The following is a 20,652-nucleotide window of genomic DNA, read 5'->3' as shown; positions in this document are numbered from 1 at the left end:
CGTCAGGCCTCCGTCGCTCCGCGGGTCGCGCGAACCCGAGTGATGAGGTCGGCCAGGGGCTTCGACGCGACCGCCGGCTCATCGAGCGCACGCTCGACCTGAAGGACCTCCGCAGGAGTGAGCTTGATCAGCGCGTCCTGAAGCAGGATGTCGCGGGCGTTCTGCAGGGCAGGCCCGAGGATGAAGGACGTCAGATCCTGCTGTGCCAGATCGGCCGCGGCACGGAGGGTGTTGCGCGCTTCAGCGGTCAACCGGAGGTTGAGGCGCTCGGTCTTGGCAGGGGTGATCGTCGTCATGCGTCCCAGTGTACACACGATGTACGTACGATAGGCATCCGTCTGATCGATTCCCCAGCTCGATGCGTCGAACGTCGCCCTCAGGACCTTGACCGGCATGAACATCCGAAGGCGCCGATCCTCTAGCGATCGAAAGCCCATCTTCCGATAGAAGGCGCACAACTCGGTCGTGAGCGCATCCACCAAGATCACCTCGACACCGACCTTGTCGGCGACGGCAAGGAAGTTCTCCAGCGCATGGACAAGCAGCCGCACACCCAGCCCGCGACCCACGACACGGACGCCCTGGACCGCAAGGATTGTCCGCGCGTTGTTCGAGCGCTGCGACTGCCCAGCCTGTCGGCGGAACCAGTCGTTCACGGCTTGCTCGCCACAATCGAACACTGAGCGGTCGAAGGCCGCGTCGAACGCGATCAATCGGATCGGCACGCCCGCAGGTCCGCCATCCGCTCCCCCGAGCTCCTGCGCACTCATTCCCCGAGCATACAGATATCGCCCGGCTTACATCCAGAAATGAATGTATTACCTGCTATTCACGCCTCCACCAACGTCAAGCGCTGCGTCGGCCGCGTCATCGCGACGTACAGCGACGCCGCCCCGCGCACCGACTCCGCGGCGAGCGCCGCCGGGTCGGCCAGGACCACCGCGTCGAACTCCAGCCCCTTCGCCTCGTAGCCGGTCAGCACAGAGATCGGCCGCGTGAGCCCTGCGGCCCCGCGCGCCGCCGCATCGCCGAACCGCGAGCGGACCGCCTCCGCGACGGCGTCCACCTCGGCGGCCGTCGCGATCACGGCGAGCGTCCCGTCGGCGTCCACCGACCGGTCGTGCGCGACGGCGTCCGCCACCGCGGCCGGCAGGCCGGACGCGTCCGCCGTCACCCGGCGGATCGGCCAGTCGCCCTCCCGGACCGCGCGCGTCGGCGTGATCGGCAGGCCCGCCTCCGAAGCGATCCGCTCCGCCTCGCGGGTGATCTGCGCGGGCGTGCGGTAGTTGACCGTCAGCTCCTCCAAGCGCCAGGCGTCCTTGAAGACCGGGCTCAGCGCCTCATCCCAGCTCGTCGCACCCGCGGCCGACGCCACCTGTGCGATGTCGCCGACGATCGTGAACGACTTCATCGGGCTGCGGCGCACCAGCACGCGCCATTGCATCGCGGACAGCTCCTGCGCCTCGTCGACCACGACGTGACCGTAGGTCCACGACCGGTCGGCGAGGGCGCGCTCCGCGGTGGTGCCGCGGTCCTCCTGCTCGGCGAAGCCATCGGCGAGCTGTTCGGCGCTCACCAGGCCCTGCACGCCCATGTTGCGGATCGCCGCACGGGCGTTCTCGAGGTCGCGCTTGCGCTGCCGCTCCCGCTCGCGGGAGCCCGCGTCGGCGCGGCCAGGGAAGTCGCCGAGCAACTCGGCCGCCTCGTCGAGCAACGGCACGTCCGACACGGTGAACGGCGCGGTCCGGTCGCGCAGCAGCGCCTCCCGCTGCGCCGGCGTCCACCGCGGCGTCAGCTCGGCGAGCCAGGACGGGCGCGCGTAGAGGTCCTGCAGGAGCTTCTGCGGGGTGAGCGGCAACCAGGCCGTGTTGAGCAGCACCCGCACGTCGTACGACGTGCGCAGATCCTCCCTCAGCACCCGGAGGTCGGCCTCGTCGATCGTGGAGCCACCGGCGCGAAGCTGGGTGGCCAGTTGGTCGGTGAGCTCGCCGAGCGCCTGCTTCACGAAGGTGACCCGGGCGACGTTGTGCGGCTTGCCGGTGCGCTGCGCCTTAGCCAGCGCGCGCTGCACGAGGTCCGGCTGGACGACAAGGCGCTCGTTGTCCACGACGATCGTCTGCGGCTCGGCCGGCGCCTTCTGGCGAGACTTCACGGCGCGGGAGAGCAGCCGCGCCATCTGGAGGGAACCCTTCAGGCGCGCGGCCTCCGGCGCGTCCTCGGCCGTGGCCTCCACGCCGGGGAACAGCTCGCCCAGCGTCTGCATGACGACACCGGTCTCACCGAGCGACGGCAGGACGGCCTCGATGTAGCGCAGGAACGCCGGCGACGGGCCGACGACGAGCACGCCGGAGGCGCTCAGCCGCTGCCGGTTCGCGTACAGCAGGTAGGCGGCGCGGTGCAGCGCCACCGCGGTCTTGCCGGTGCCGGGACCGCCCTGCACGACCAGCGCGCCGCGGATGTCGGACCGGATGATGCGGTCCTGCTCGGCCTGGATGGTCGCGACGATGTCGTGCATGCGGCCGGTGCGCTGCGCCGTGAGCGCCGCCAGCAGCGCGCCCTCGCCCTGCACGTGCTCGCCGGACGCGTCGCCGTCGAGCAGTGCCTCGTCGAAGACCTCGTCGTCGATCCGGACCACCTGGCGGCCGTTCATGGTGAGGTGGCGGCGGGCGCGCACGCCCATCCGCTCATTCGCGGTCGCCTGGTAGAAGGCGCTCGCCTGCTGGGCGCGCCAGTCCACGAGCAGCGAACGCTGGTCGTCGTCGCGCAGGCCCACCCGGCCGATGTAGCGGTGGTCGGTGCCGTCGATGGGCTCCTCCAGCAGCAGCCTCCCGAACACGAGCCGGGCGTCCACGTCGCGCAGCTGGACGAGCTGGTCCTCGTACAGGCGTGCGAAGGCGTCCCGTTCGCTGCGCGCCTGGTGGTTGCTCCCGACGCTCTCCCGGCGCACCCGCGTCAGCCGCTCCTCCGTCTCCGCCCGGAGCGTGTCGAGACGCTCGTAGAGGCCGGACACGACGGTGCGCTCACGATCGAGCTCGGATTCCTGCACGCGCGAACCACCTTCCGGGATTACGGGCCGATAGTCTACGACCTCCGGCTATGAATGCGCTCCCAGCATCCATGCGGCGCGCACCCGGTAGACTCGACGGACCAGCACGACTGGCCAGCCGGCATCGCCGGCGTGCGCGAGCGCCGGGCGGGGCCCCCGCCGCGCACCATCCACTCTTCTTTCCGGCGAAGACGTCGCCTTCCGCGACGCCGCCGGACCGGCCCACCGTGGGCCGACTCTGCCAGAAAGGCACCAGTGACCAACCAGACTTTCGCCGACTTCGGCGTGCCCGCTCCCCTCGTCGCCGTCCTCGCGGCCGACGGCAAGTCGGAGCCGTTCCCCATCCAGGCCGACACCCTGCCCGACACGCTCGCCGGACGCGACGTCCTCGGCCGCGGCAAGACCGGCTCTGGCAAGACGATCGCGTTCTCGCTGCCGATGGCCGCGCGCCTCGCCGCGTCCGCCGCTGCGTCGACCGGCCGCCCCTCCCGCGGCCGCCGCCCCCGCGGCCTCGTGCTCGCCCCGACCCGCGAGCTCGCCACCCAGATCGACGCCACGCTGAAGCCGCTCGCGGCCGCGCTCGGCCTCACCACGACCACCATCTTCGGCGGGGTCTCGCAAAGCCGCCAGGTGACCGCGCTGCAGGCCGGCGTCGACATCGTCGTGGCCTGCCCGGGCCGCCTCGAGGACCTCATGAAGCAGGGCATCGTCCACCTCGACAAGGTCGAGATCACGGTGCTGGACGAGGCCGACCACATGGCCGACCTCGGCTTCCTGCCGACGGTCACGCGCATCCTGAACGCCACTCCGGCCCGCGGCCAGCGCCTGCTGTTCTCGGCGACGCTGGACAACGGCGTCGACAAGCTCGTGAAGAAGTTCCTCCAGAACGAGGTGCTGCACTCGGTGGACGACGCCACCAGCCACGTGGAGGCCATGACCCACCACGTCTTCGAGGTGGCCGACCAGGACGCCAAGAAGGACCTCATCCACGCCCTCGCCTCTGGGCGCGGCCGCCGCATCCTCTTCATGCGCACCAAGCACCAGGCCAAGCGCCTCGCCAAGCAGCTGACGTCGGCGGGCATCCCCGCCGTGGACCTGCACGGCAACCTCAGCCAGGGCGCCCGAGACCGCAACCTCGCCGCGTTCGGCAGCGGCGACGTGCGCGTGCTGGTGGCGACGGACGTCGCCGCCCGCGGCGTCCACGTGGACGAGGTGGAGCTGGTCGTGCACGTCGACCCGCCTGCGGAGCACAAGGCGTACCTGCACCGCTCGGGCCGCACGGCGCGCGCCGGAAGCGCGGGCGACGTCGCCACCGTGATGCTGCCGGAGCAGGCGGGCGACGTGAAGCAGCTGCTGCGCGCCGCCGCGATCACGGCGGCACCGCAGCGGGTGACGGCCGAGTCGGCCGCGGTGACCGCCCTGGTGGGCGAGCGCGCGGAGCGCGTCGCGCCGGCGCCGGTCGTGAAGGCGGCCGGGAACGGCGGCGGTCGCGGTGCCGGGAACGGCGGCGGCCGCGACGCTGCTGCCTCGGGCGCGGGCAACGGCGGTGGCCGGAGGCGGCGTCGTGGCGGCCAGAACGGGGCCGCGGGTGACGCGGGCCAGAACGGCGCGGGCCGCGAGGCCGGAGGCCGCAACGGCGGCCGGAACGCCGCCGGCCGTGAGGCCGCAGGTGAGAATGCCGCGGGTCGCAACGGCGGCGGCCGCAACGGCGGAGGCCGCAACGGCGGCCGCGGCGCCGACCAGACCGCCTCGGGCCGCAGCGCCGGCGTCCGCGGCGGCCAGAGCGACAGCTCCTCGCGCGGCAACGGTCGCGCCCGCCGCGCGTCCAGCGGCGACGCCGCTTCGCACACCACCTCTGGACACAAGGGCGGCTCGAACCACGGCTCGAACGCCTCGCGCCAGGGCATGCGCGTCGGCGACCTGGTGAACGCGGGCACCACCCGCGGCCGCGGCACCCGCCGCGCCCGCGGCTGACCCACAACGCACGCACAACGGAGGAGATCCGGCCCACAACCGGCCGGATCTCCTTCGTTGACTGCTTTTCGGGCCGTTTCCCGACTGGAACTCCTCCGTTGCCGCCGCGCTAGCGGGTCGCGGGGGCGGCCAGGGTGGCGATGCCGGCCTCGATGCCGTCGATGAGGAGGCGGAAGCTGCGGTCGAGGTCGTCGGGGAGGCCGAAGCCGCCGCCGAGCTCGAGGGTGACGAAGCCGTGCAGCGCGCTGCGCAGCATCCGGATGGCGTCGACCGTCGCGTCCTCGGGCAGCCCGAAGCCGCGCAGCGCGGCGGCCAGGACGGCGATCGTCTCGGCGGCGCGCGCTGCCAGTTCGGCGTCGGCCTCCGAACCCAGGTCGGGCGCGACCTGCGTGGCTGCGTATCGTCCCGGATGGCGGTGCGCGTAGGCGCGGACGGCGTCCGCCGCCGAGTGGAGGGCGTCCGGGCCGGACCGTCCGATCGTCGCCTCGGCGAGCACCGCGGTCAGCTCGGTGACGCACTCGGTCGCGACCACGCGGCGCAGGTCGTCGAGCGAGGCGACGTGCTTGTACAGGCTCGGCACCGCCACACCGGCGCGGGAGGCCACGGCGGCGAGCGTGAGCCGGTCCAGGCCGTTCACCCCGCCCTCGTCCACGAGGTCGAGGGCGACGGCGGCGACGGCGGCGCGGGTCAGCCCGGCCCTAGGCACGCTTCTCACCCCACCCGCTCGCCCGCCGCTCCGCCAGGAACCGCAGGGTGGCCGGCACGATCACGTCCGGCCGCTGGGCCTGCGGGTAGTGGCCCGACTCCGGCACGCGGACGACCTCCGCGCCGAAGGACTCGATCCAGTCGGCCTCGGCGGCCGGGTCACGGTAGTCGGGGTCGAGGGCTCCGACGAAGGCGAGGATGGGGGCCTTCACCTCGGACATCCGCGGCTCCACCACCGAGTGGGTGAGCTGGACCGTCAGGTGGCGGAACGAGCGCAGGCGGCCGGGCTCCTTCATGTTGCGCTTCAGGTCTGCGGCGTGCTCGTTCAGCCAGGGCGCGGTGCGGCCCTTGTTGATCGAGCGGTAGTAGCCGGCCCAGACGCCCGGACCCCACGGGCCGGTGAACAGCACCCGGTACATCCCGTGGATGGCGGCCACCGTGAGGCGGCTCATCGCGGGGTCGCGCAGCAGCGGTCCGTAGAGCACGAGGCCGGCGATCGCGTCGGGACGCTCGGCGGCGGCCCACGCGGCGGCGGCCGCGCCCATCGAGTTGCCGAGGACGACGGCGTTGCCGCCGAGCTCGTCGATCAGCGCGATCAGGTCACGGGCGGTGGCGATGTCGCCGAACTCGCGGAAGGTCGTGTCCGACTCGCCGTGCGCCCGCAGGTCGGTGACGGCGACGCGATAGCCGGCCTCCAGCAGCGGGCCGGTCAGCTCGCGGTAGGTGGAACGGAGATCGCCCATCCCGGGGACGGCGACGACGAGCGGGCCGGAGCCCTCGACGGTGTAGCTGATGCGTCCCTCGGGGCGCTGCAGGTACCGGACCTGCGAAGCGATGGAAGTGTTCATAGCCCTAAAGCTAATGGCATTAGCTAACAAGCACAAGAGGGATTTCGAGAATCGCGTCAGACGATCTTGCCGACCGACGCCATCGCCGCCTTCACCAGCACCCCTCGGCCGCCCTCCAGCTCCTCGCACACCGTGTGGGAGACCGCCTCCTCCGGCGTCATCCAGGTGATCTCGAGCGCGTCCTGCCGCGGTTCGCAGGTGCCGGTCACCGGCACGACATACGCGAGCGAGACCGCGTGCTGCCGCTCGTCGGTGAACGCGGTCACTCCCGGCAGCGGGAAGTACTCCGCGACCTGGAACGGCACCGGACTCGCCGGCAGAAGGGGGAACGCCATCGGCCCGAGGTCCTTCTCGAGGTGCCGGAACAGCGCCTCCCTCAGCGTCTCCCCATACATGACGCGACCGGAGACGAGCGTGCGGGTGATCTCCCCCACCGCGTTGGCCCGCAGCAGGACGCCGACCTCTGTCACCTGGCCGAGACCGTCGACCCGCACCGGCACGGCCTCCACGTAGAGCAGCGGCAGCCGTCGCCGGATCTGCTCCAGCTCGATGTCGCTCAGCCAGGCGGGGCCGGGCTGGACGCCCTCGCCGTCGAGCGGGTCGGGGGTCGGGTCCGGGTCGGGGGTACGCACGCTCATGCACTGATCCTACGGATCACGCCTCCCGCCGCCACCAGCACAGACCGATCTGTGGACTGCGCCGCGATCTGGGGGGATGTGGAGGACTACATGTCGTGAGCAGAATGGATCATGCCCTTCCCCGCCCCCGAGCTCCACCTCGACCACGAGGCCGTGCTCTGGTCCGCCGGCGAGGCCGACCGCGTCGGCCGCCCCCGGCTGATCCTTCTGCACGGCTACGGGTCGGACGAGGCGGACCTGTTCGGGATCTCGGCGTACCTGCCGCTGGAGCCGGTGATCGCCTCGCTGCGGGCGCCGATCCCGGAAGGGCCAGGCTTCGCGTGGTTCTCGCGCTTCACCAACATCTCGGTCGATCCGCTCGCCGCCAACGCCGACGCGGCCGCCCGCGCCGTCCTCGACTGGCTGGACGACCAGCCGGACGTGCCGACCGGCCTCCTCGGCTTCTCGCAGGGCGGCGCGCTCGCCATCCAGCTCATGCGGCTGGCGCCCGAGCGCTTCGACTTCGCGGTCGCACTGTCGGCGTTCGTCGTGCAGGGCTCGGAGGAGGGCGACACGGCGCTCGCCGAGCGCCGACCGCCGGTGCTCTGGGGCCGCGGAACGCACGACGACACCATCCCCGCGGCCGGTGTCGCGCGCGCGGCGGAGTGGCTGGCCGCACACACCGACCTCGACGCGCGCATCTACGAGGGCCTCGGCCACGGGATCTCGCCGCTCGAGCTGGGCGACATCTCCTCCTTCATCCGGACGCACCTGCCGCGCTGACGGCCCGCTGCGGCGGCCGCGGGCGGCCTCCCGTTGGCGGTGTCCGCGCTGACCGCCGAGACCGGGGCCGGCCGGTGTCCCCTTGGCGGTGTCTGTCCCCTTGGCGGTGTCTGCGCTGACCGCCGAGACCGGGGCCGGCCGGTGTCCCCTTGGCGGCGTCGTGTCCCCTTGGCGGTGTCTGCGCTGACCGCCGAGACCGGGGCCGGCCGGGTGTCCCCTTGGCGGTGTCGGTGGCCGGGAGCAGGATGGAGGCGATGAGCGACGTGCTCGACCGGTTCTCCCCCGCGACCCGTGAATGGTTCCGCGGGGCCTTCGCCGCGCCCACCGACGCCCAGACCGGAGCGTGGGAGGCCATCTCGCGCGGACGCCATGCGCTCGTCATCGCGCCGACCGGCTCGGGCAAGACGCTGGCGTCGTTCCTCTGGGCGATCGACCGGCTGGCGAGCGAGGAACGACCCGCGGACGCGCGACCCGGTACGCGCGTCCTCTACATCTCGCCGCTCAAGGCGCTCGGCGTGGACGTGGAGCGCAACCTCCGCGCGCCGCTCGTCGGCGTCACGCAGACGGCGCGGCGGCTCGGGGCCGAGCCTCCCCACGTCAGCGTCGGCGTGCGCTCCGGCGACACGTCGTCGGCGGACCGCCGCGCGCTCGTCTCGTCGCCGCCGGACATCCTGATCACGACGCCCGAGTCGCTCTTCCTCATGCTCACCTCGCAGGCCCGCGAAACCCTCACGAGCGTGGAGACCGTCATCGTGGACGAGGTGCACGCTGTCGCGGCCACCAAGCGCGGCGCCCACCTCGCGCTCTCGCTCGAACGGCTCGACGCCCTGATGGAGAAGCCCGCCCAGCGGATCGGCCTCTCCGCCACCGTGCGTCCGCCGGAGGAGGTCGCCCGGTTCCTCGGCGGCAGCTCGCCGGTGGAGATCGTGGCGCCGGCCGCGGGCAAACGGTTCGACCTCCGGGTGGTCGTCCCGGTCGAGGACATGAGCGAGCTCGGCACGTCCACCTACACGAGCGACAACGACGACGGGTCCGCGCCGCAGGCCGGCTCAATCTGGCCGCACGTGGAGGAGGCGATCGTCGACCGCGTGCTGGAGCACCGCTCGTCGATCGTGTTCGCCAACTCGCGTCGCCTGGCCGAGCGGCTCACCGCCCGGTTCAACGAGCTGTACGAGGAGCGCGTTCTCGGCGGGGAGGCGGGAAGCGCCGCCTCCCGGCCGCCGGCGGAGCTGATGGGCGGCTCCGGCCAGACCAAGGGCTCCGCCGCGGTGGCGGACCCCGAGTCGCTCGTGCTCGCCCGCGCGCACCACGGCTCGGTCAGCAAGGAGCAGCGCGCGCTGATCGAGGACGACCTCAAGTCCGGGAGGCTGCGCTGCGTCGTCGCGACCTCCAGCCTCGAGCTCGGTATCGACATGGGCGCCGTGGACCTCGTCGTGCAGGTGGAGGCGCCGCCGTCGGTCGCGAGCGGCCTCCAGCGTGTCGGCCGCGCCGGCCACCAGGTCGGCGAGGTGTCGCGCGGGGTGGTCTTCCCCAAGCACCGCGCCGACCTCATCCACTCGGCGGTCGCCACCGAGCGGATGGTCGGCGGCCTGATCGAGACCATGCGGATCCCGACCAACCCGCTCGACATCCTCGCCCAGCAGACCGTCGCCGCAACGGCGCTCGAACCGCTCGACGCCGACGACTGGTTCGACACCGTGCGCCGCAGCGCGCCGTTCGCGACGCTGCCGCGCAGCGCCTACGACGCGACTCTCGACCTGCTCGCCGGCCGCTACCCCTCCGACGAGTTCGCCGAGCTGCGCCCGCGCATCGTGTGGGATCGCGACGCCGGGACGCTCACGGGCCGTCCCGGCGCGCAGCGCCTCGCCGTGACCAGCGGCGGCACGATCCCCGACCGCGGGATGTTCGCGGTCTACATGGTGGGCGAGCGCGCCAGCCGGGTGGGCGAGCTGGACGAGGAGATGGTCTACGAGTCGCGCGTCGGCGATGTATTCGCGCTCGGGTCCACGAGCTGGCGGATCCAGGAGATCACCCACGACCGCGTGCTGGTCTCCCCCGCGTTCGGCGAGCCCGGGCGCCTGCCGTTCTGGAAGGGCGACGGCATCGGCCGGCCCGCCGAACTCGGTGCGGCTGTGGGCGCGTTCGTCCGCGAGCTGAGCGCGGCCTCCCCCGCCGACGCGGAGCTGCGGTGCGTGGAGGCCGGGCTCGACGCCTTCGCGACCGCCAACCTGCTGGCCTTCCTGCGCGAGCAGAAGGAGGCCACCGGGCACGTGCCGACCGACCGGACGCTCGTGGTCGAGCGGTTCCGCGACGAGCTCGGCGACTGGCGCGTCGTACTGCATTCCCCGTATGGCATGCAGGTGCACTCTCCGTGGGCTCTGGCGGTGCAGGCGCGCGTGCGCGAGCGCTACGGCATCGACGCCGGGGCGATGGCGGCGGACGACGGCATCATCGTGCGTATTCCCGACACGGAATCCACGCCTCCCGGCGGCGAGCTCTTCGTCTTCGAACCGGCCGAGCTGGACGAACTGGTGACCCTGGAGGTCGGCGGCTCCGCGCTGTTCGCCTCCCGGTTCCGCGAGTGCGCGGCGCGTGCGCTGCTGCTGCCGAAGTACAACCCGGGCAAGCGGTCGCCGCTCTGGCAGCAGCGCCAGAAGGCATCGCAACTGCTGGACGTGGCGCGCAAGTACCCGAGCTTCCCGATCATCCTGGAGACAGTGCGCGAGTGCCTGCAGGACGTCTACGACCTCCCGGCGCTGGACGAGGTGGCGCAGAGCATCGCCCAGCGGCGCATCACGCTGGTGGAGGCCGCGACCGAGACGGCCTCACCGTTCGCCCGCTCGCTGCTGTTCGGCTACGTCGCGGCGTTCATGTACGAGGGCGACAGCCCGCTCGCCGAGCGGCGAGCGGCGGCACTGTCGCTCGACGCTAGCCTGCTCGCCGAGTTGCTCGGCCGGGCGGAGCTGCGCGAACTTCTCGACCCGATGGTGATCGAGCGGGTGGACTTGCAGCTGCAGCGACTCGATCCTGAGCGGCGGGTGCGCGGCGAGGAGGGCGTGGCCGACCTGCTGCGGCTGCTCGGGCCGCTGACGGCGGCGGAGGTCGCGGAGCGGTTGCAGGGTGAGGACGCGGGCGACGACGGGACTCCCTCGCGCGCCGAGGTCGCGGAGGGCGACGCCTCTTCCCACGACGCGCCCGCTGCCGCACCGCACGCCAGCCTGGCCGTCGCCCGCACGCACCTCGCCGCCCTGGTCGACACCAAGCGCGCCCTCGCCGTCACCATCGCCGGCGAGGAGCGCTATGCCGCGATCGAGGACGCCGGCCGCCTGCGCGACGCGCTCGGGGTCCCGCTGCCCATCGGCGTGCCGGTCGCCTTCATCGAACCCGTGGACGACCCGCTCGGCGACCTGGTCAGCCGGTTCGCGCGCACCCACGGCCCGTTCGAGGTGGCGGAGGTCGCCTCCCGCTTCGGCCTCGGCCCCGCGATCGTGCACGACGCGCTGCGCCGGCTCTCCCGCGACGGCCGGGTCGTGGAGGGCGAGTTCCGCCCGCACGCCACCGGCTCGGAGTGGTGCGACGCCGAGGTCCTGCGGCGACTGCGGCGGATGTCGCTCGCCGCGCTCCGCCAGGAGGTCGAGCCGGTCGAGACGACGACCTTCGCGCGATTCCTCGGCGACTGGCAGCACGTCGGCTCCACCCTGCGCGGCGTGGACGCCGTCGCCTCGGTGATCGAGCAGCTCGCGGGAGCGCGCATCCCGGCCTCCGCGTGGGAGTCCCTGGTGCTGCCGAGCCGCGTCGCGGACTTCAGCCCCGCGATGCTGGACGAGCTCACCGCCACCGGTGAGGTGATCTGGGCGGGCGACGGCTCGCTGCCGGGAAACGACGGCTGGATCAGCCTCAACCTGGCCGACTCCGCGCCCCTCACGCTGGCTCCGCCGACGGACCACGATCCCGACGAGCTGCAGCGCGGCGTGCTGGCGGCGCTCGCGCGCGGCGGCGGGTACTTCTTCCGCCAGCTCTCCGACACGCTCGGCGCTGAACGCGGTGAGGCGATCGAGGACGCCGTGCTGGTCACCGCCCTGTGGGACCTCGTCTGGGCCGGGCTGGTCACCAACGACACGCTGGCTCCGCTGCGCACACTGACCGGAGGCGGTGGAGCCCACAAGCGGCCGCGCCAGCCGACCCGCTCGCGGATGTACCGCGGCCGCGTCGGGGCCCCGAGGACGTCCGCGATGGTCACCCGGATGGGACCGCCGACCGTCGCAGGGCGCTGGTCGCTGCTCCCGGAGCGCGACCTGGACTCCACGATGCGCGCGCACGGCCAGGCCGAGACGCTGCTCGACCGCTACGGCGTCGTGACCCGCGGCTCGGTGATGAACGAAGGGACGCCTGGAGGCTTCGCCCTCGCCTACAAGGTGCTCAGCGGGTTCGAGGACAGCGGCCGGGCACGCCGCGGCTACTTCGTGGAGACGCTCGGCGCGGCGCAGTTCGCGAGCGGACCCACCGTGGACCGGCTGCGCACCTTCGTCCGCGACCACACCCAGCCACGGCCGTTCGACGCGGTCGCGCTGGCGGCGACCGACCCCGCCAACGCGTACGGCGCGGCGCTGCCGTGGCCGGCCGTCCCGGCGCCGAGTGGAGGGGTGGAGGGCGGCACAGGCCACCGGCCAGGGCGCAAGGCGGGCGCGCTGGTCGCGCTGGTCGACGGCGAGCTCACCCTCTACGTCGAGCGCGGCGGCAAGAGCCTGCTCTGCTTCGCGGACCAGGAGGACGAGGCGGTGCGCCCGGCGCTCGTCGCGGCCTCCCGGGCGCTCGCCGGACTGGTGACGTCCCGTCGCGTCGACAAGCTCGCGATCGAGACGGTCAACGGCGCCTCCGTGCTCGGCAGCCCGCTCGGCGCGGCCCTGACCGAGGCCGGGTTCCTGGCGACCCCGCGCGGCCTCCGGCTGCGCCGGTGACGGCGGATGCCTGAGGGCGACACCGTCTACCAGACCGCCGCGCGCCTGCGCCGCGCGCTGGAGGGGCGCCTGCTGACCGAGACCGACTTCCGGGTGCCGCAGTACGCGACCGTCGACCTCAGCGGGCGGCACGTCGATGAGGTGCTCAGCCGGGGAAAGCACCTGCTGATCCGGGTCGGCGATCAGACCATCCACAGCCACCTCAAGATGGAGGGCTCGTGGGAGGTCTACCCGCCGGGCGGTCGCTGGCGGCATCCCGCGTTCCAGGCGCGGGTCGTGCTGCAGACCGCCGAGACGCAGGCGGTCGGGTTCCAGCTCGGCGTTCTGGAGGTGGTGCCGCGGGCCCACGAGGACGAGGTCGTCGGCCACCTCGGACCCGACCTGCTCGGGCCGGACTGGGACGCCGAGGAGGCCGTCCGCCGGCTCGCCGAGCAGCCGGACACTCCGATCGCCGTCGCGCTGCTCGACCAGCGGAACCTCGCCGGCATCGGCAACGTCTACGCCAACGAGCTGTGCTTCGTGCGCGGGATGCTGCCGACCCGCCCGGCAGGCGAGGCCGACCTCCCAGCGACCGTCGACCTCGCGCGCCGCATGCTCGTCGCCAACCGCGACCGGCCGCTGCGCGTGACGACGGGCGACACGCGACGCGGCCGCAACACCTGGGTGTACGGCCGCGACGGGCGGCCGTGCCGGCGCTGCGGGACGCTCATCCGCCGCTCGGAGCTCGGGCGCACCGAGCTCGAGGAGCGGGTGACCTACTTCTGCCCGGTCTGCCAGACCTGAACTCGTCCGGCGGCGATGTCTGCGGCCCCGGCGACGGCCGCCCGCTAGTCTCGACGCATGTCCGACCGGCGCGTTCCCGACGACGCTCATCTGCCCGCCGACGCCACCGAGGAGGAGCGCAGGGAGGCCGGCGACCGCCTCCGCGAGCGCATCTACGTGACCTTCACCGCACTCGCGATCCTGATGGCGCTGAACGCGCACGGCGAGCACCTCGACTCCCCGACGGTGCTCTGGACGCTCGTCATCTCGGTCGTGGGCGTGCTGCTCGCCGGCCTCGCCTCCGACCTGGTCTCGCACATGATCGTGCACAACACCCTCCCGACGGCGCGCGAGTTCCGGCACCTGCTCGCCGTCGCCTCCCGCGCCCTCGGCGTCATCGTCATCCCCGTGCTGGTGCTCGTCGCCGCGATGCTCGGCTGGATGGAGGCGAGGACGGCCGTCGTGATCGCGATCACCGCCCTCATCGCGTCGCTCGCGGTGATCGCCCGGATCGCGGTGTCGCGCACGGGGCTCGCCTCGTGGAAGCAGCTCATCGTGCTGGTGGGGATCGTGGCGCTCGGTGTGCTGGTCGTGTTCCTGGAGCAGCTCGCGCACTGAGCCGGGCGCGGGCGGTCACGCTGTCCGGGGGCGCGTGCAAGGATGACGTATGCCGATCGCGCGCACCCGACCCGATCCGCGCAAGCTGAGCGCGGCCGAAGCGGAGCTCTTCCACGCGTTCTACCTGATGCGGCGCGGATTCGACCGCACGCTCGACGCCCAGCTGCAGCGCGACGACGGCATCTCCATCTCCGAGCTCGAAGTGCTGATGGCGCTCGTGCGCTCACCCGGGCGCCGGTTGCGCGTGCGCGACCTGGTCGAGCTGACCGGCTGGGAGAAGAGCCGCGTCTCGCATCAGGTCACCCGCATGGAGGGCCGCGGCCTGGTGGAGCGCGAGGACTGCGCCGAGGATCGCCGCGCGAGCTGGGTCCGTCTCAGCGGCGACGGTCGCCGGGTGGTCGTGCGGGCGCTCCCCAAGCACACCGCGACGATCCGCCGCATCCTGTTCGACGCGCTCACGCCGGCGCAGCAGGACGAGCTGCTCGCGATCTCCACCCGGATGACCGAAGCGATGGGCTCCGGAGACGCGCAGGCCGCACCGGACGCGTGAGGGTTCTCGCAGCCCCCCGCCGTCGCATTGCCGTGAGCATGCTGAGAACTGCTCGCTGATCTGCTGGCCATTCCGCCGGAACACCGCGGGAAACCAGGCTGTTCGCAGGTCGCACCCCCTAGCGTTCTGGTGTGCGACGCCCGAACTATCCCTCAGGTGACTCCGGCGCCGGGCGGGACGACCGTCCCGAGCCGCCGACCGAGATCTTCGGACGCGTGCCCGCAGCCGACCCGCGCCGGCCGGTGCGGGCGACGCGGCCGGCGCCCGGCGTGCCCTCCGGGCGCGGCGGCGGTGGCCGGGCTGCGGGAGCCGCGGGGGCGGGTGCAGCGGCGGGCGCCGCGGGAGCGAGCGCCGCGGGAGCGAGCCCAGCGGGTGCGCCCTTCGACCTCTTCGGGCTCTCCGGATCGCCGGACCCGAGCCGCGCGGACGGCGGCTTCGGCGACGGCGGTCACGGTGACGGCGGCGACGGCTCCGGCGGCGGCGCGGGCGGCGGCAAGCCCCCGAGGAAGCACCGCCGCGCCAAGCGCATCATCGTCTGGACCGCGGCGGGGCTGGCCGTCCTCCTCGTCGTGCTCGGCGGTTACGCCGCATACAGCTACTTCCGCTTCGTCGGCGGCGTCAACCACGTGAACGTGATCAGCAAGAACGGGCACGACGTGGACGGCGCGGACCAGAACATCCTGCTCGTCGGCGACGACCACCGCCCCGACAACGCCACGCAGGCGGAGCTGAACCAGCTGAGCACCACGCAGGACGGTGGCGGCACCAACACGGACACGATGATGATCCTGCACATCCCGGCCGACGGGAAGTCGGCGACCCTCGTCTCCCTCCCCCGCGACTCCTGGGTGGATGTGCCCGGCCACGGGATGAACAAGCTCAACGCGGCGTTCTCGCTCGGCGGCGGCGCCAGCGACCCGACCAGCGGCGCCAAGCTGCTCATCCAGACGGTGCAGAACCTCACGGGCCTGTCGATCGACCACTACGTGCGCGTCTCGCTGCTCGGCTTCTACACGATCGCGAAGGCCCTCGGCCCGGTGCAGGTGTGCCTCAACAATGCGGTCAACGACCCGTACTCGGGCGCGAACTTCCCGGCCGGCGTGTCCACGCTCAACGCGCAGCAGGCGCTCTCGTTCGTGCGGCAGCGGCACGGCCTCCCGCGCGGAGACCTGGACCGCGTCGTGCGCCAGCAGTACTTCCTCTCGGTGGAGGCCCACAAGTTCCTGTCCGCGGGGACGCTGCTGAACCCGGGCAAGCTCACGAGCGCGCTCGACGCCATCAGCGGGTCGCTGGAGACGGACCCCGGACTGAACTTCCTCCAGCTGGCGGCCCAGTTGCAAGGGCTGACCGGCGGCAAGATCCAGTCGGCGACCATCCCGATCTCGGGGACGCCGACCATCACGGTCGACGGCTCGGACGTGTCGATCGTTCAGGTCGACACCGCGGCGATGCCCGCGTTCATCAAGAGTCTGATGGGCACGCCATCCGCCTACGACAGCGCGACGGCGGCCAAGCCTTCGGACACGAAGGTGACGGTGCTCAACGGCGGCAGCACGAACGGCGCGGCGGGAACGGCGACGCAGACCTTCAGCAAGGCGGGCTTCAAGACCGGCACCGCCGGCGACGCCCCCTCGCAGCAGACGACGACCATCCAGTACCCATCCGGCCAGGAGTCGCAGGCGAAGGCCGTCGCCGCCCTGCTCCCGGGCGCCGCAGTGCAGGAGAGCGGCAGCGTCAAGGGCGTCACCGTCGTCCTCGGCGACGACGGCCTGATGCCGGCCGCTCCCGGCGCCGCCCCCAGCGCCGCCGCCCCGGCCCCCGCGCCGTCCCCCACCCACTCCGGCCCCACCACCAACTACTCCAGCACCGTCTGCATCAACTGACCGACACCGCCGAGTACGCAGATTCTCTGCGTACTCGGCGGTTTCCGGCTGACTTTTCGCGTACTCGGCGGTTGGGCGCGGGGCGGCGGGGCGGCGGGGCGGCGGGGCGGAGGGGGTTAGTCGAAGAGGCGGCGGAAGACGTTGGTGTCGGCCAGGTCGATGAGCTCGTCGCCGCGGCCGGACATGATGGTGCGCAGCGCGTAGAGGGTGAAGCCTTTGACCTGCTCGGCGGTGATCGCCGGGGGGATGCTCAGCTCCTGGCGCGCTGTGACCACGTCCACGAGGGCCGGTCCGTCGTGAGCGAACGCCGTGCGCAGGGCGCTCTCCAGCTCGTCCGGCTTCTCGACCCGCTGACCGTGGATCCCGATCGCCTGCGCGACTCGGGAGAAGTCCGGGTTCTCCAGCCCCGTCCCGAAGTTGACGAAGCCGGCGGCCTTCATCTCGACCTCCACGAAGTTCAGCGAGGAGTTGTTGAAGACCACGATCTTGACCGGCAGCTTCCTCTGGACCAGCGTCAGCAGCTCGCCCATCAGCATCGCCAGACCACCGTCGCCCGCCAGTGCGACCACCTGCCGGCCCGGGAAGGCGGCCTGCGCGCCGATCGACTGCGACAGGGCGTTGGCCATGCTGCCGTGGTTGAAGGAGCCGATCAGCCGGCGCGAACCGTTCATCCGCAGGTAGCGTGCGGCCCAGACCACCGGCGATCCCACGTCCGGGATGAAGACCGCGTCCTCGCTGGAGAGCTCGCTGATCAGCCGGGCGACGTACTGCGGGTGGATGGGCGTGCGGTTGCGGTCGTTCACCGCCAGCTCGTCCAGGCTCTTGCGGGCCTTCAGGTAGTGCGAACGGGACGCCTCGAGGTGCTTGGTGTCGTTCCGATCGGCCAGCAGAGGGAGGAGCGCCTCGACGGTGTCCTTGACGCTGCCGACCAGCCCGAGGTCGATCGGCGTTCGCCGGCCCAGGTTCTCGCCGCGGAGATCGACTTGGATGATCTTCGCCTTCGACGGATAGAACTGCTGGTACGGGAAATCGGTGCCGAGCATGAGCAGCGCGTCGCAGGACTCCATCGCCCGGTAGCCGGAGGAGAAGCCGAGCAGGCCGGTCATCCCGACGTCGTAGGGGTTGTCGTACTCGACGAACTCCTTGCCGCGCATGGCGTGCACGACCGGCGCCCGCAGTGCGCCGGCGATGTCGATGAGCTGCGGGTGGGCGCCTTCGACGCCGGCCCCGGCGAGGATGGTGACCTTCTTCGCGGCGTTCAGGATGTCGGCGGCCGCCTTCAACTCGCCGTCGGCCGGCCGCGTGACGCGGGGCGAGTAGGCGATCGGCGCTGACGGCTTGCGTCCGACACTGTCCGCAAGGAGGATCTCGCCCGGCACGACCACGACCGCGACGCCGCGACGCTCGATGGCGGTGCGCATCGCGATCTCCAGCACGCGCGGAAGCTGCTCGGGGATGCTGACGAGCTCGGTGTAGACCGCGGCCTCCCGGAACAGGTCCTGCGGGTGCGTCTCCTGGAAGTAGGTGCTGCCGACCTCCGGCCCGGGGATCTGCGCGGCGATCGCGAGGACGGGGACCCGGCTGCGGTTGGCGTCGAACAGGCCGTTGATGAGGTGGAGGTTGCCGGGGCCGCAGCTTCCGGCGCAGACGGCCAGCTCGCCGGTGAGCGCGGCCTCCGCCCCCGCCGCGAACGCCGCGGCCTCCTCGTGCCGGACGTGCTCCCAGGTCACGTCGCCGGCCCGGCGCAGCGCGTCGGTGAAGCCGTTGAGCGAGTCACCGGGGATGCCGTAGACGCGCTTGACGCCCGCCTCCCGGATGATCTGGACGATGGTGTCGGCGACGGTGGTCATGCGACCTCCCTCTCGGTCGGCGTTGCTGAGTGATCCCGGCGACGGATGTTCCTCACGCTACTCCGCGGGCGTCCGCCGCGTCTGGTCCCGCCCCGATCCCGGTTCATGCATCACGCACAGAGGTCGGCCGCACTACTGTGTTCAGGTCATGGTCACGCAGAATCGCGCCCTCGCCACCCGCGACGCCATCCTCCGGGGTGCGGCCGAGGTTTTCGGCGCGCGCGGGTACGGGCTGGCCTCCATCTCGGACATCGCGAAGGCCGCCGGGCTCACGAAGGGCGCGCTGTACTTCCACTTCGCGTCGAAGGACGAGCTGGCCCTCGCGGTCGTCGCCGAGGAGCACCGCCGGACGATGGAGGCCTCGGCCGCGATCCTGGCAGAGGGGCGGCCCGCGCTGGAGACGCTCGTGCTGCTCAGCCGGAGCCTCGGGCGTCAGCTCCTGGAGGACCCGCTGGTGCAGGCCGGCATCCGGTTGACCACGGACGTCGGGACGGCCGGTCAGGCGATAATCGAGCCCTACGAGGACTGGTTCCGCGCCATCGAGGAGCTGACCCGCCGGGCGATCGAGGAGGGCGACGTCTCGGAGCGCGTGGACCCTGCGATGTTCGCGCATCTGCTGTCGCCGGCCTACACGGGGGTGCAGCTCGTCTCCGAGGCGCTGACCGGTCGCGCGGACCTGCTGCAGCGTGTCCGGGAGTTGTGGATCGTGCTGCTTCCGGGGATCGTCGCGGAGGGGCGGCTCGACGCGCTGCGGGCACTGCCGGACCTCGTCGTGGAGTGACCTGATCGCGTCCCCTCGGGAACCGCCCGACCGACATCCCCCCAGTGGTCGCCGTTGCGACGTGCACGTCGGTCGGGCGTTCGCCCCCGCACGCCCATATTACATGCATAACCGGTCGCTCGGTTTGTTTCGACGGCCCGGTCGCTCCCGGTGCGCGGCGGCGTGTCGGTTAGACTCGCCCGATGGGGGAGCCGCCGAGCGGTTCGGGAGCAGCACCACCGGGGAGGTCGCCGATGTCGGCACGGACGAAGCAGAAGAAGCGCGCGACGATGCGCCTGGTCTACATCGACTTCTGGTCCGCGCTGAAGATGTCGTTCCTGATCAGCGTCGTGCTGGCGGCACTGACCGTGGTGCTCGCGTTCTTCGGCTGGTCGCTGCTCGACAAGGTCGGGGTCGTGGGTTCCATGACGACGTTCCTGGAGAGCATCGCGGGGGCTCAGGGCGCCGCACTGCTCGCCGGACTGACCTTCGGGAACGTCATGATGTTCACGCTCGTGGTCTCGCTGCTGGAGGTCATCGTCGTGTCGGCGCTCGGGGCGATCTTCGCCGCGCTGTTCAACCTGGCGACCATGGTGGTCGGCGGGTGGAAGGTCACGTTCGGGAGCGACTGACGTTCCCGGCCGCACTGTCGGTGACCTCGGCGTCGCGCTGCCGCTGGAGCCCGCCGACGAGGAGGTCGACGCCGAAGGCGAAGGCCGCGGCGGAGTCCCCCTGGTCGAGCGGGTCGGACGCCTCCCCCGTCGCCAGGACGCCGATGCTGTCGAACTGCATCCGCTGCTGCTCATGGGAGACGTGGCCGAGCACGAAGTGGAGCAGCGCGGTGGCGGCGCGGTCCGCGGTCTCCTCGCTGAAGCCTCCGGAGCGGACCGCGGTCTCCAGGCGCTGCTGCGCGGGCGCGGAGCCCAGGCCGAGGGCGGCGGTGCTGGCGACCACCTCCGCGCCGTCGCGGTAGGCGAGCAGGGCGTCGCGGAGAGACGCGGACTCCGCGCGCACCCGGTCGGGCCAGGGCGCTTCGGCGGGCGTGACGGCGGCGCGGCCGACGATGCGGTCGGCGAGCTCGGCAAGGAGGGTCTGCTTGTTCGGGAAGTGCCAGTAGAGCGCGCTGGGCTGCACGTCGAGCGCGCCGGCGAGGCGGCGCATGGTCAGGTCCGGGAGGCCGTAGTCGTCGAGGATGCGCAGGGCCGTCTCGGCCACGTCGTCGCGGCTGTGTCTGCGTGCGCTTTCGTTTCCCGTCACGGTTTCACTATAGTGAACGCTGTTCAGGTGAACAGCGTTCA

The 20,652-nt window shown here is 72.3% G+C and carries 16 protein-coding genes; 9 read left to right on the top strand and 7 right to left on the bottom strand.

Annotated elements, in window-relative coordinates:
* Positions 1 to 2: 2 nt before the first annotated feature.
* Positions 3 to 770 carry a type II toxin -antitoxin system TacA 1-like antitoxin gene (locus AC1ROW_RS14805; RefSeq protein ID WP_493019682.1) on the bottom strand — a complete coding sequence of 256 codons (768 nt, stop codon included), beginning with the start codon at positions 768 to 770 and terminating at the stop codon, positions 3 to 5.
* Positions 771 to 829: 59 nt separating this feature from the next.
* Positions 830 to 3,046 carry a HelD family protein gene (locus AC1ROW_RS14800; RefSeq protein WP_493019681.1) on the bottom strand — a complete coding sequence of 739 codons (2,217 nt, stop codon included), beginning with the start codon at positions 3,044 to 3,046 and terminating at the stop codon, positions 830 to 832.
* Positions 3,047 to 3,301: 255 nt separating this feature from the next.
* On the opposite strand from AC1ROW_RS14800, the gene AC1ROW_RS14795 reads away from it, so the two are divergent.
* Entirely contained in the window at positions 3,302 to 5,020 is a 1,719-nt protein-coding gene (locus AC1ROW_RS14795) for a DEAD/DEAH box helicase (RefSeq protein ID WP_493019680.1), read from the top strand.
* Positions 5,021 to 5,129: 109 nt separating this feature from the next.
* Here AC1ROW_RS14795 and AC1ROW_RS14790 read toward each other — a convergent pair whose 3' ends face one another.
* From AC1ROW_RS14790 to AC1ROW_RS14780, 3 genes are read right to left on the bottom strand one after another with little or no spacing between them, the layout of a single operon-like run.
* Positions 5,130 to 5,726 (bottom strand): TetR/AcrR family transcriptional regulator, encoded by a 597-nt coding sequence (locus tag AC1ROW_RS14790; RefSeq protein WP_493019679.1) that lies wholly within the window; start codon positions 5,724 to 5,726, stop codon positions 5,130 to 5,132.
* Positions 5,719 to 6,573, bottom strand: a complete 855-nt coding sequence (locus AC1ROW_RS14785) for an alpha/beta fold hydrolase (RefSeq protein WP_493019678.1) — start codon at positions 6,571 to 6,573, stop codon at positions 5,719 to 5,721. The genes AC1ROW_RS14790 and AC1ROW_RS14785 overlap by 8 nt, the downstream gene beginning before the upstream one ends.
* A gap of 56 nt (positions 6,574 to 6,629) precedes the next feature.
* Positions 6,630 to 7,211, bottom strand: coding sequence for an NUDIX hydrolase family protein (locus AC1ROW_RS14780; RefSeq protein WP_493019677.1), 582 nt, complete (start codon positions 7,209 to 7,211; stop codon positions 6,630 to 6,632).
* A gap of 111 nt (positions 7,212 to 7,322) precedes the next feature.
* Here AC1ROW_RS14780 and AC1ROW_RS14775 point away from each other — a divergent pair, with 111 nt between their 5' ends.
* The 6 genes from AC1ROW_RS14775 to AC1ROW_RS14750 all read left to right on the top strand — a co-directional run bounded on the left by AC1ROW_RS14775 (position 7,323) and on the right by AC1ROW_RS14750 (position 16,744).
* Entirely contained in the window at positions 7,323 to 7,973 is a 651-nt protein-coding gene (locus AC1ROW_RS14775; RefSeq protein WP_493019676.1) for an alpha/beta hydrolase, read from the top strand.
* A gap of 254 nt (positions 7,974 to 8,227) precedes the next feature.
* The gene (locus AC1ROW_RS14770; protein WP_493019675.1) at positions 8,228 to 12,931 is read left to right on the top strand and encodes an Lhr family ATP-dependent helicase; all 4,704 of its coding nucleotides are present in this window, start codon (positions 8,228 to 8,230) and stop codon (positions 12,929 to 12,931) included.
* A 6-nt stretch (positions 12,932 to 12,937) separates the two neighbouring features.
* Entirely contained in the window at positions 12,938 to 13,714 is a 777-nt protein-coding gene (locus tag AC1ROW_RS14765; protein ID WP_493019674.1) for a DNA-formamidopyrimidine glycosylase family protein, read from the top strand.
* Between the two features lie 57 nt (positions 13,715 to 13,771).
* Positions 13,772 to 14,311: a hypothetical protein gene (locus AC1ROW_RS14760; protein WP_493019673.1), complete on the top strand. Its 540-nt coding sequence runs from the start codon at positions 13,772 to 13,774 to the stop codon at positions 14,309 to 14,311.
* Positions 14,312 to 14,360: 49 nt separating this feature from the next.
* Complete coding sequence (locus AC1ROW_RS14755; RefSeq protein ID WP_493019672.1) at positions 14,361 to 14,861, top strand: MarR family winged helix-turn-helix transcriptional regulator; 501 nt, start codon at positions 14,361 to 14,363, stop codon at positions 14,859 to 14,861.
* A 131-nt stretch (positions 14,862 to 14,992) separates the two neighbouring features.
* Positions 14,993 to 16,744, top strand: a complete 1,752-nt coding sequence (locus tag AC1ROW_RS14750) for an LCP family protein (RefSeq protein WP_493019671.1) — start codon at positions 14,993 to 14,995, stop codon at positions 16,742 to 16,744.
* A 116-nt stretch (positions 16,745 to 16,860) separates the two neighbouring features.
* On the opposite strand, the gene poxB is transcribed toward AC1ROW_RS14750, so the two are convergent.
* Positions 16,861 to 18,594 carry a ubiquinone-dependent pyruvate dehydrogenase gene (gene poxB / locus AC1ROW_RS14745; RefSeq protein ID WP_493019670.1) on the bottom strand — a complete coding sequence of 578 codons (1,734 nt, stop codon included), beginning with the start codon at positions 18,592 to 18,594 and terminating at the stop codon, positions 16,861 to 16,863.
* A gap of 148 nt (positions 18,595 to 18,742) precedes the next feature.
* On the opposite strand from poxB, the gene AC1ROW_RS14740 reads away from it, so the two are divergent.
* Positions 18,743 to 19,375 carry a ScbR family autoregulator-binding transcription factor gene (locus AC1ROW_RS14740; protein WP_493019669.1) on the top strand — a complete coding sequence of 211 codons (633 nt, stop codon included), beginning with the start codon at positions 18,743 to 18,745 and terminating at the stop codon, positions 19,373 to 19,375.
* A gap of 233 nt (positions 19,376 to 19,608) precedes the next feature.
* Complete coding sequence (locus AC1ROW_RS14735; protein WP_493019668.1) at positions 19,609 to 19,986, top strand: DUF3566 domain-containing protein; 378 nt, start codon at positions 19,609 to 19,611, stop codon at positions 19,984 to 19,986.
* On the opposite strand, the gene AC1ROW_RS14730 is transcribed toward AC1ROW_RS14735, so the two are convergent.
* Entirely contained in the window at positions 19,967 to 20,611 is a 645-nt protein-coding gene (locus AC1ROW_RS14730) for a TetR/AcrR family transcriptional regulator C-terminal domain-containing protein (protein ID WP_493019667.1), read from the bottom strand. The two genes, AC1ROW_RS14735 and AC1ROW_RS14730, sit on opposite strands and share 20 nt — an antisense overlap.
* Between the last annotated feature and the right edge of the window lie 41 nt (positions 20,612 to 20,652).

The sequence above is a fragment of the Leifsonia sp. GW821-FHT13C09 genome, from assembly GCF_058806435.1.
This window is presented reverse-complemented; position numbering and strand designations above follow the sequence as displayed.

Coding starts and splice junctions, on each gene's coding strand:
- AC1ROW_RS14805 (WP_493019682.1), bottom strand. CDS start 770: ATGAGTGCGCAGGAGCTCGGGGGAGCGGATGGCGGACCTGCGGGCGTG.
- AC1ROW_RS14785 (WP_493019678.1), bottom strand. CDS start 6,573: ATGAACACTTCCATCGCTTCGCAGGTCCGGTACCTGCAGCGCCCCGAG.
- AC1ROW_RS14780 (WP_493019677.1), bottom strand. CDS start 7,211: ATGAGCGTGCGTACCCCCGACCCGGACCCGACCCCCGACCCGCTCGAC.
- AC1ROW_RS14775 (WP_493019676.1), top strand. CDS start 7,323: ATGCCCTTCCCCGCCCCCGAGCTCCACCTCGACCACGAGGCCGTGCTC.
- AC1ROW_RS14770 (WP_493019675.1), top strand. CDS start 8,228: ATGAGCGACGTGCTCGACCGGTTCTCCCCCGCGACCCGTGAATGGTTC.
- AC1ROW_RS14765 (WP_493019674.1), top strand. CDS start 12,938: ATGCCTGAGGGCGACACCGTCTACCAGACCGCCGCGCGCCTGCGCCGC.
- AC1ROW_RS14760 (WP_493019673.1), top strand. CDS start 13,772: ATGTCCGACCGGCGCGTTCCCGACGACGCTCATCTGCCCGCCGACGCC.
- AC1ROW_RS14755 (WP_493019672.1), top strand. CDS start 14,361: ATGCCGATCGCGCGCACCCGACCCGATCCGCGCAAGCTGAGCGCGGCC.
- poxB (WP_493019670.1), bottom strand. CDS start 18,594: ATGACCACCGTCGCCGACACCATCGTCCAGATCATCCGGGAGGCGGGC.
- AC1ROW_RS14740 (WP_493019669.1), top strand. CDS start 18,743: ATGGTCACGCAGAATCGCGCCCTCGCCACCCGCGACGCCATCCTCCGG.
- AC1ROW_RS14735 (WP_493019668.1), top strand. CDS start 19,609: ATGTCGGCACGGACGAAGCAGAAGAAGCGCGCGACGATGCGCCTGGTC.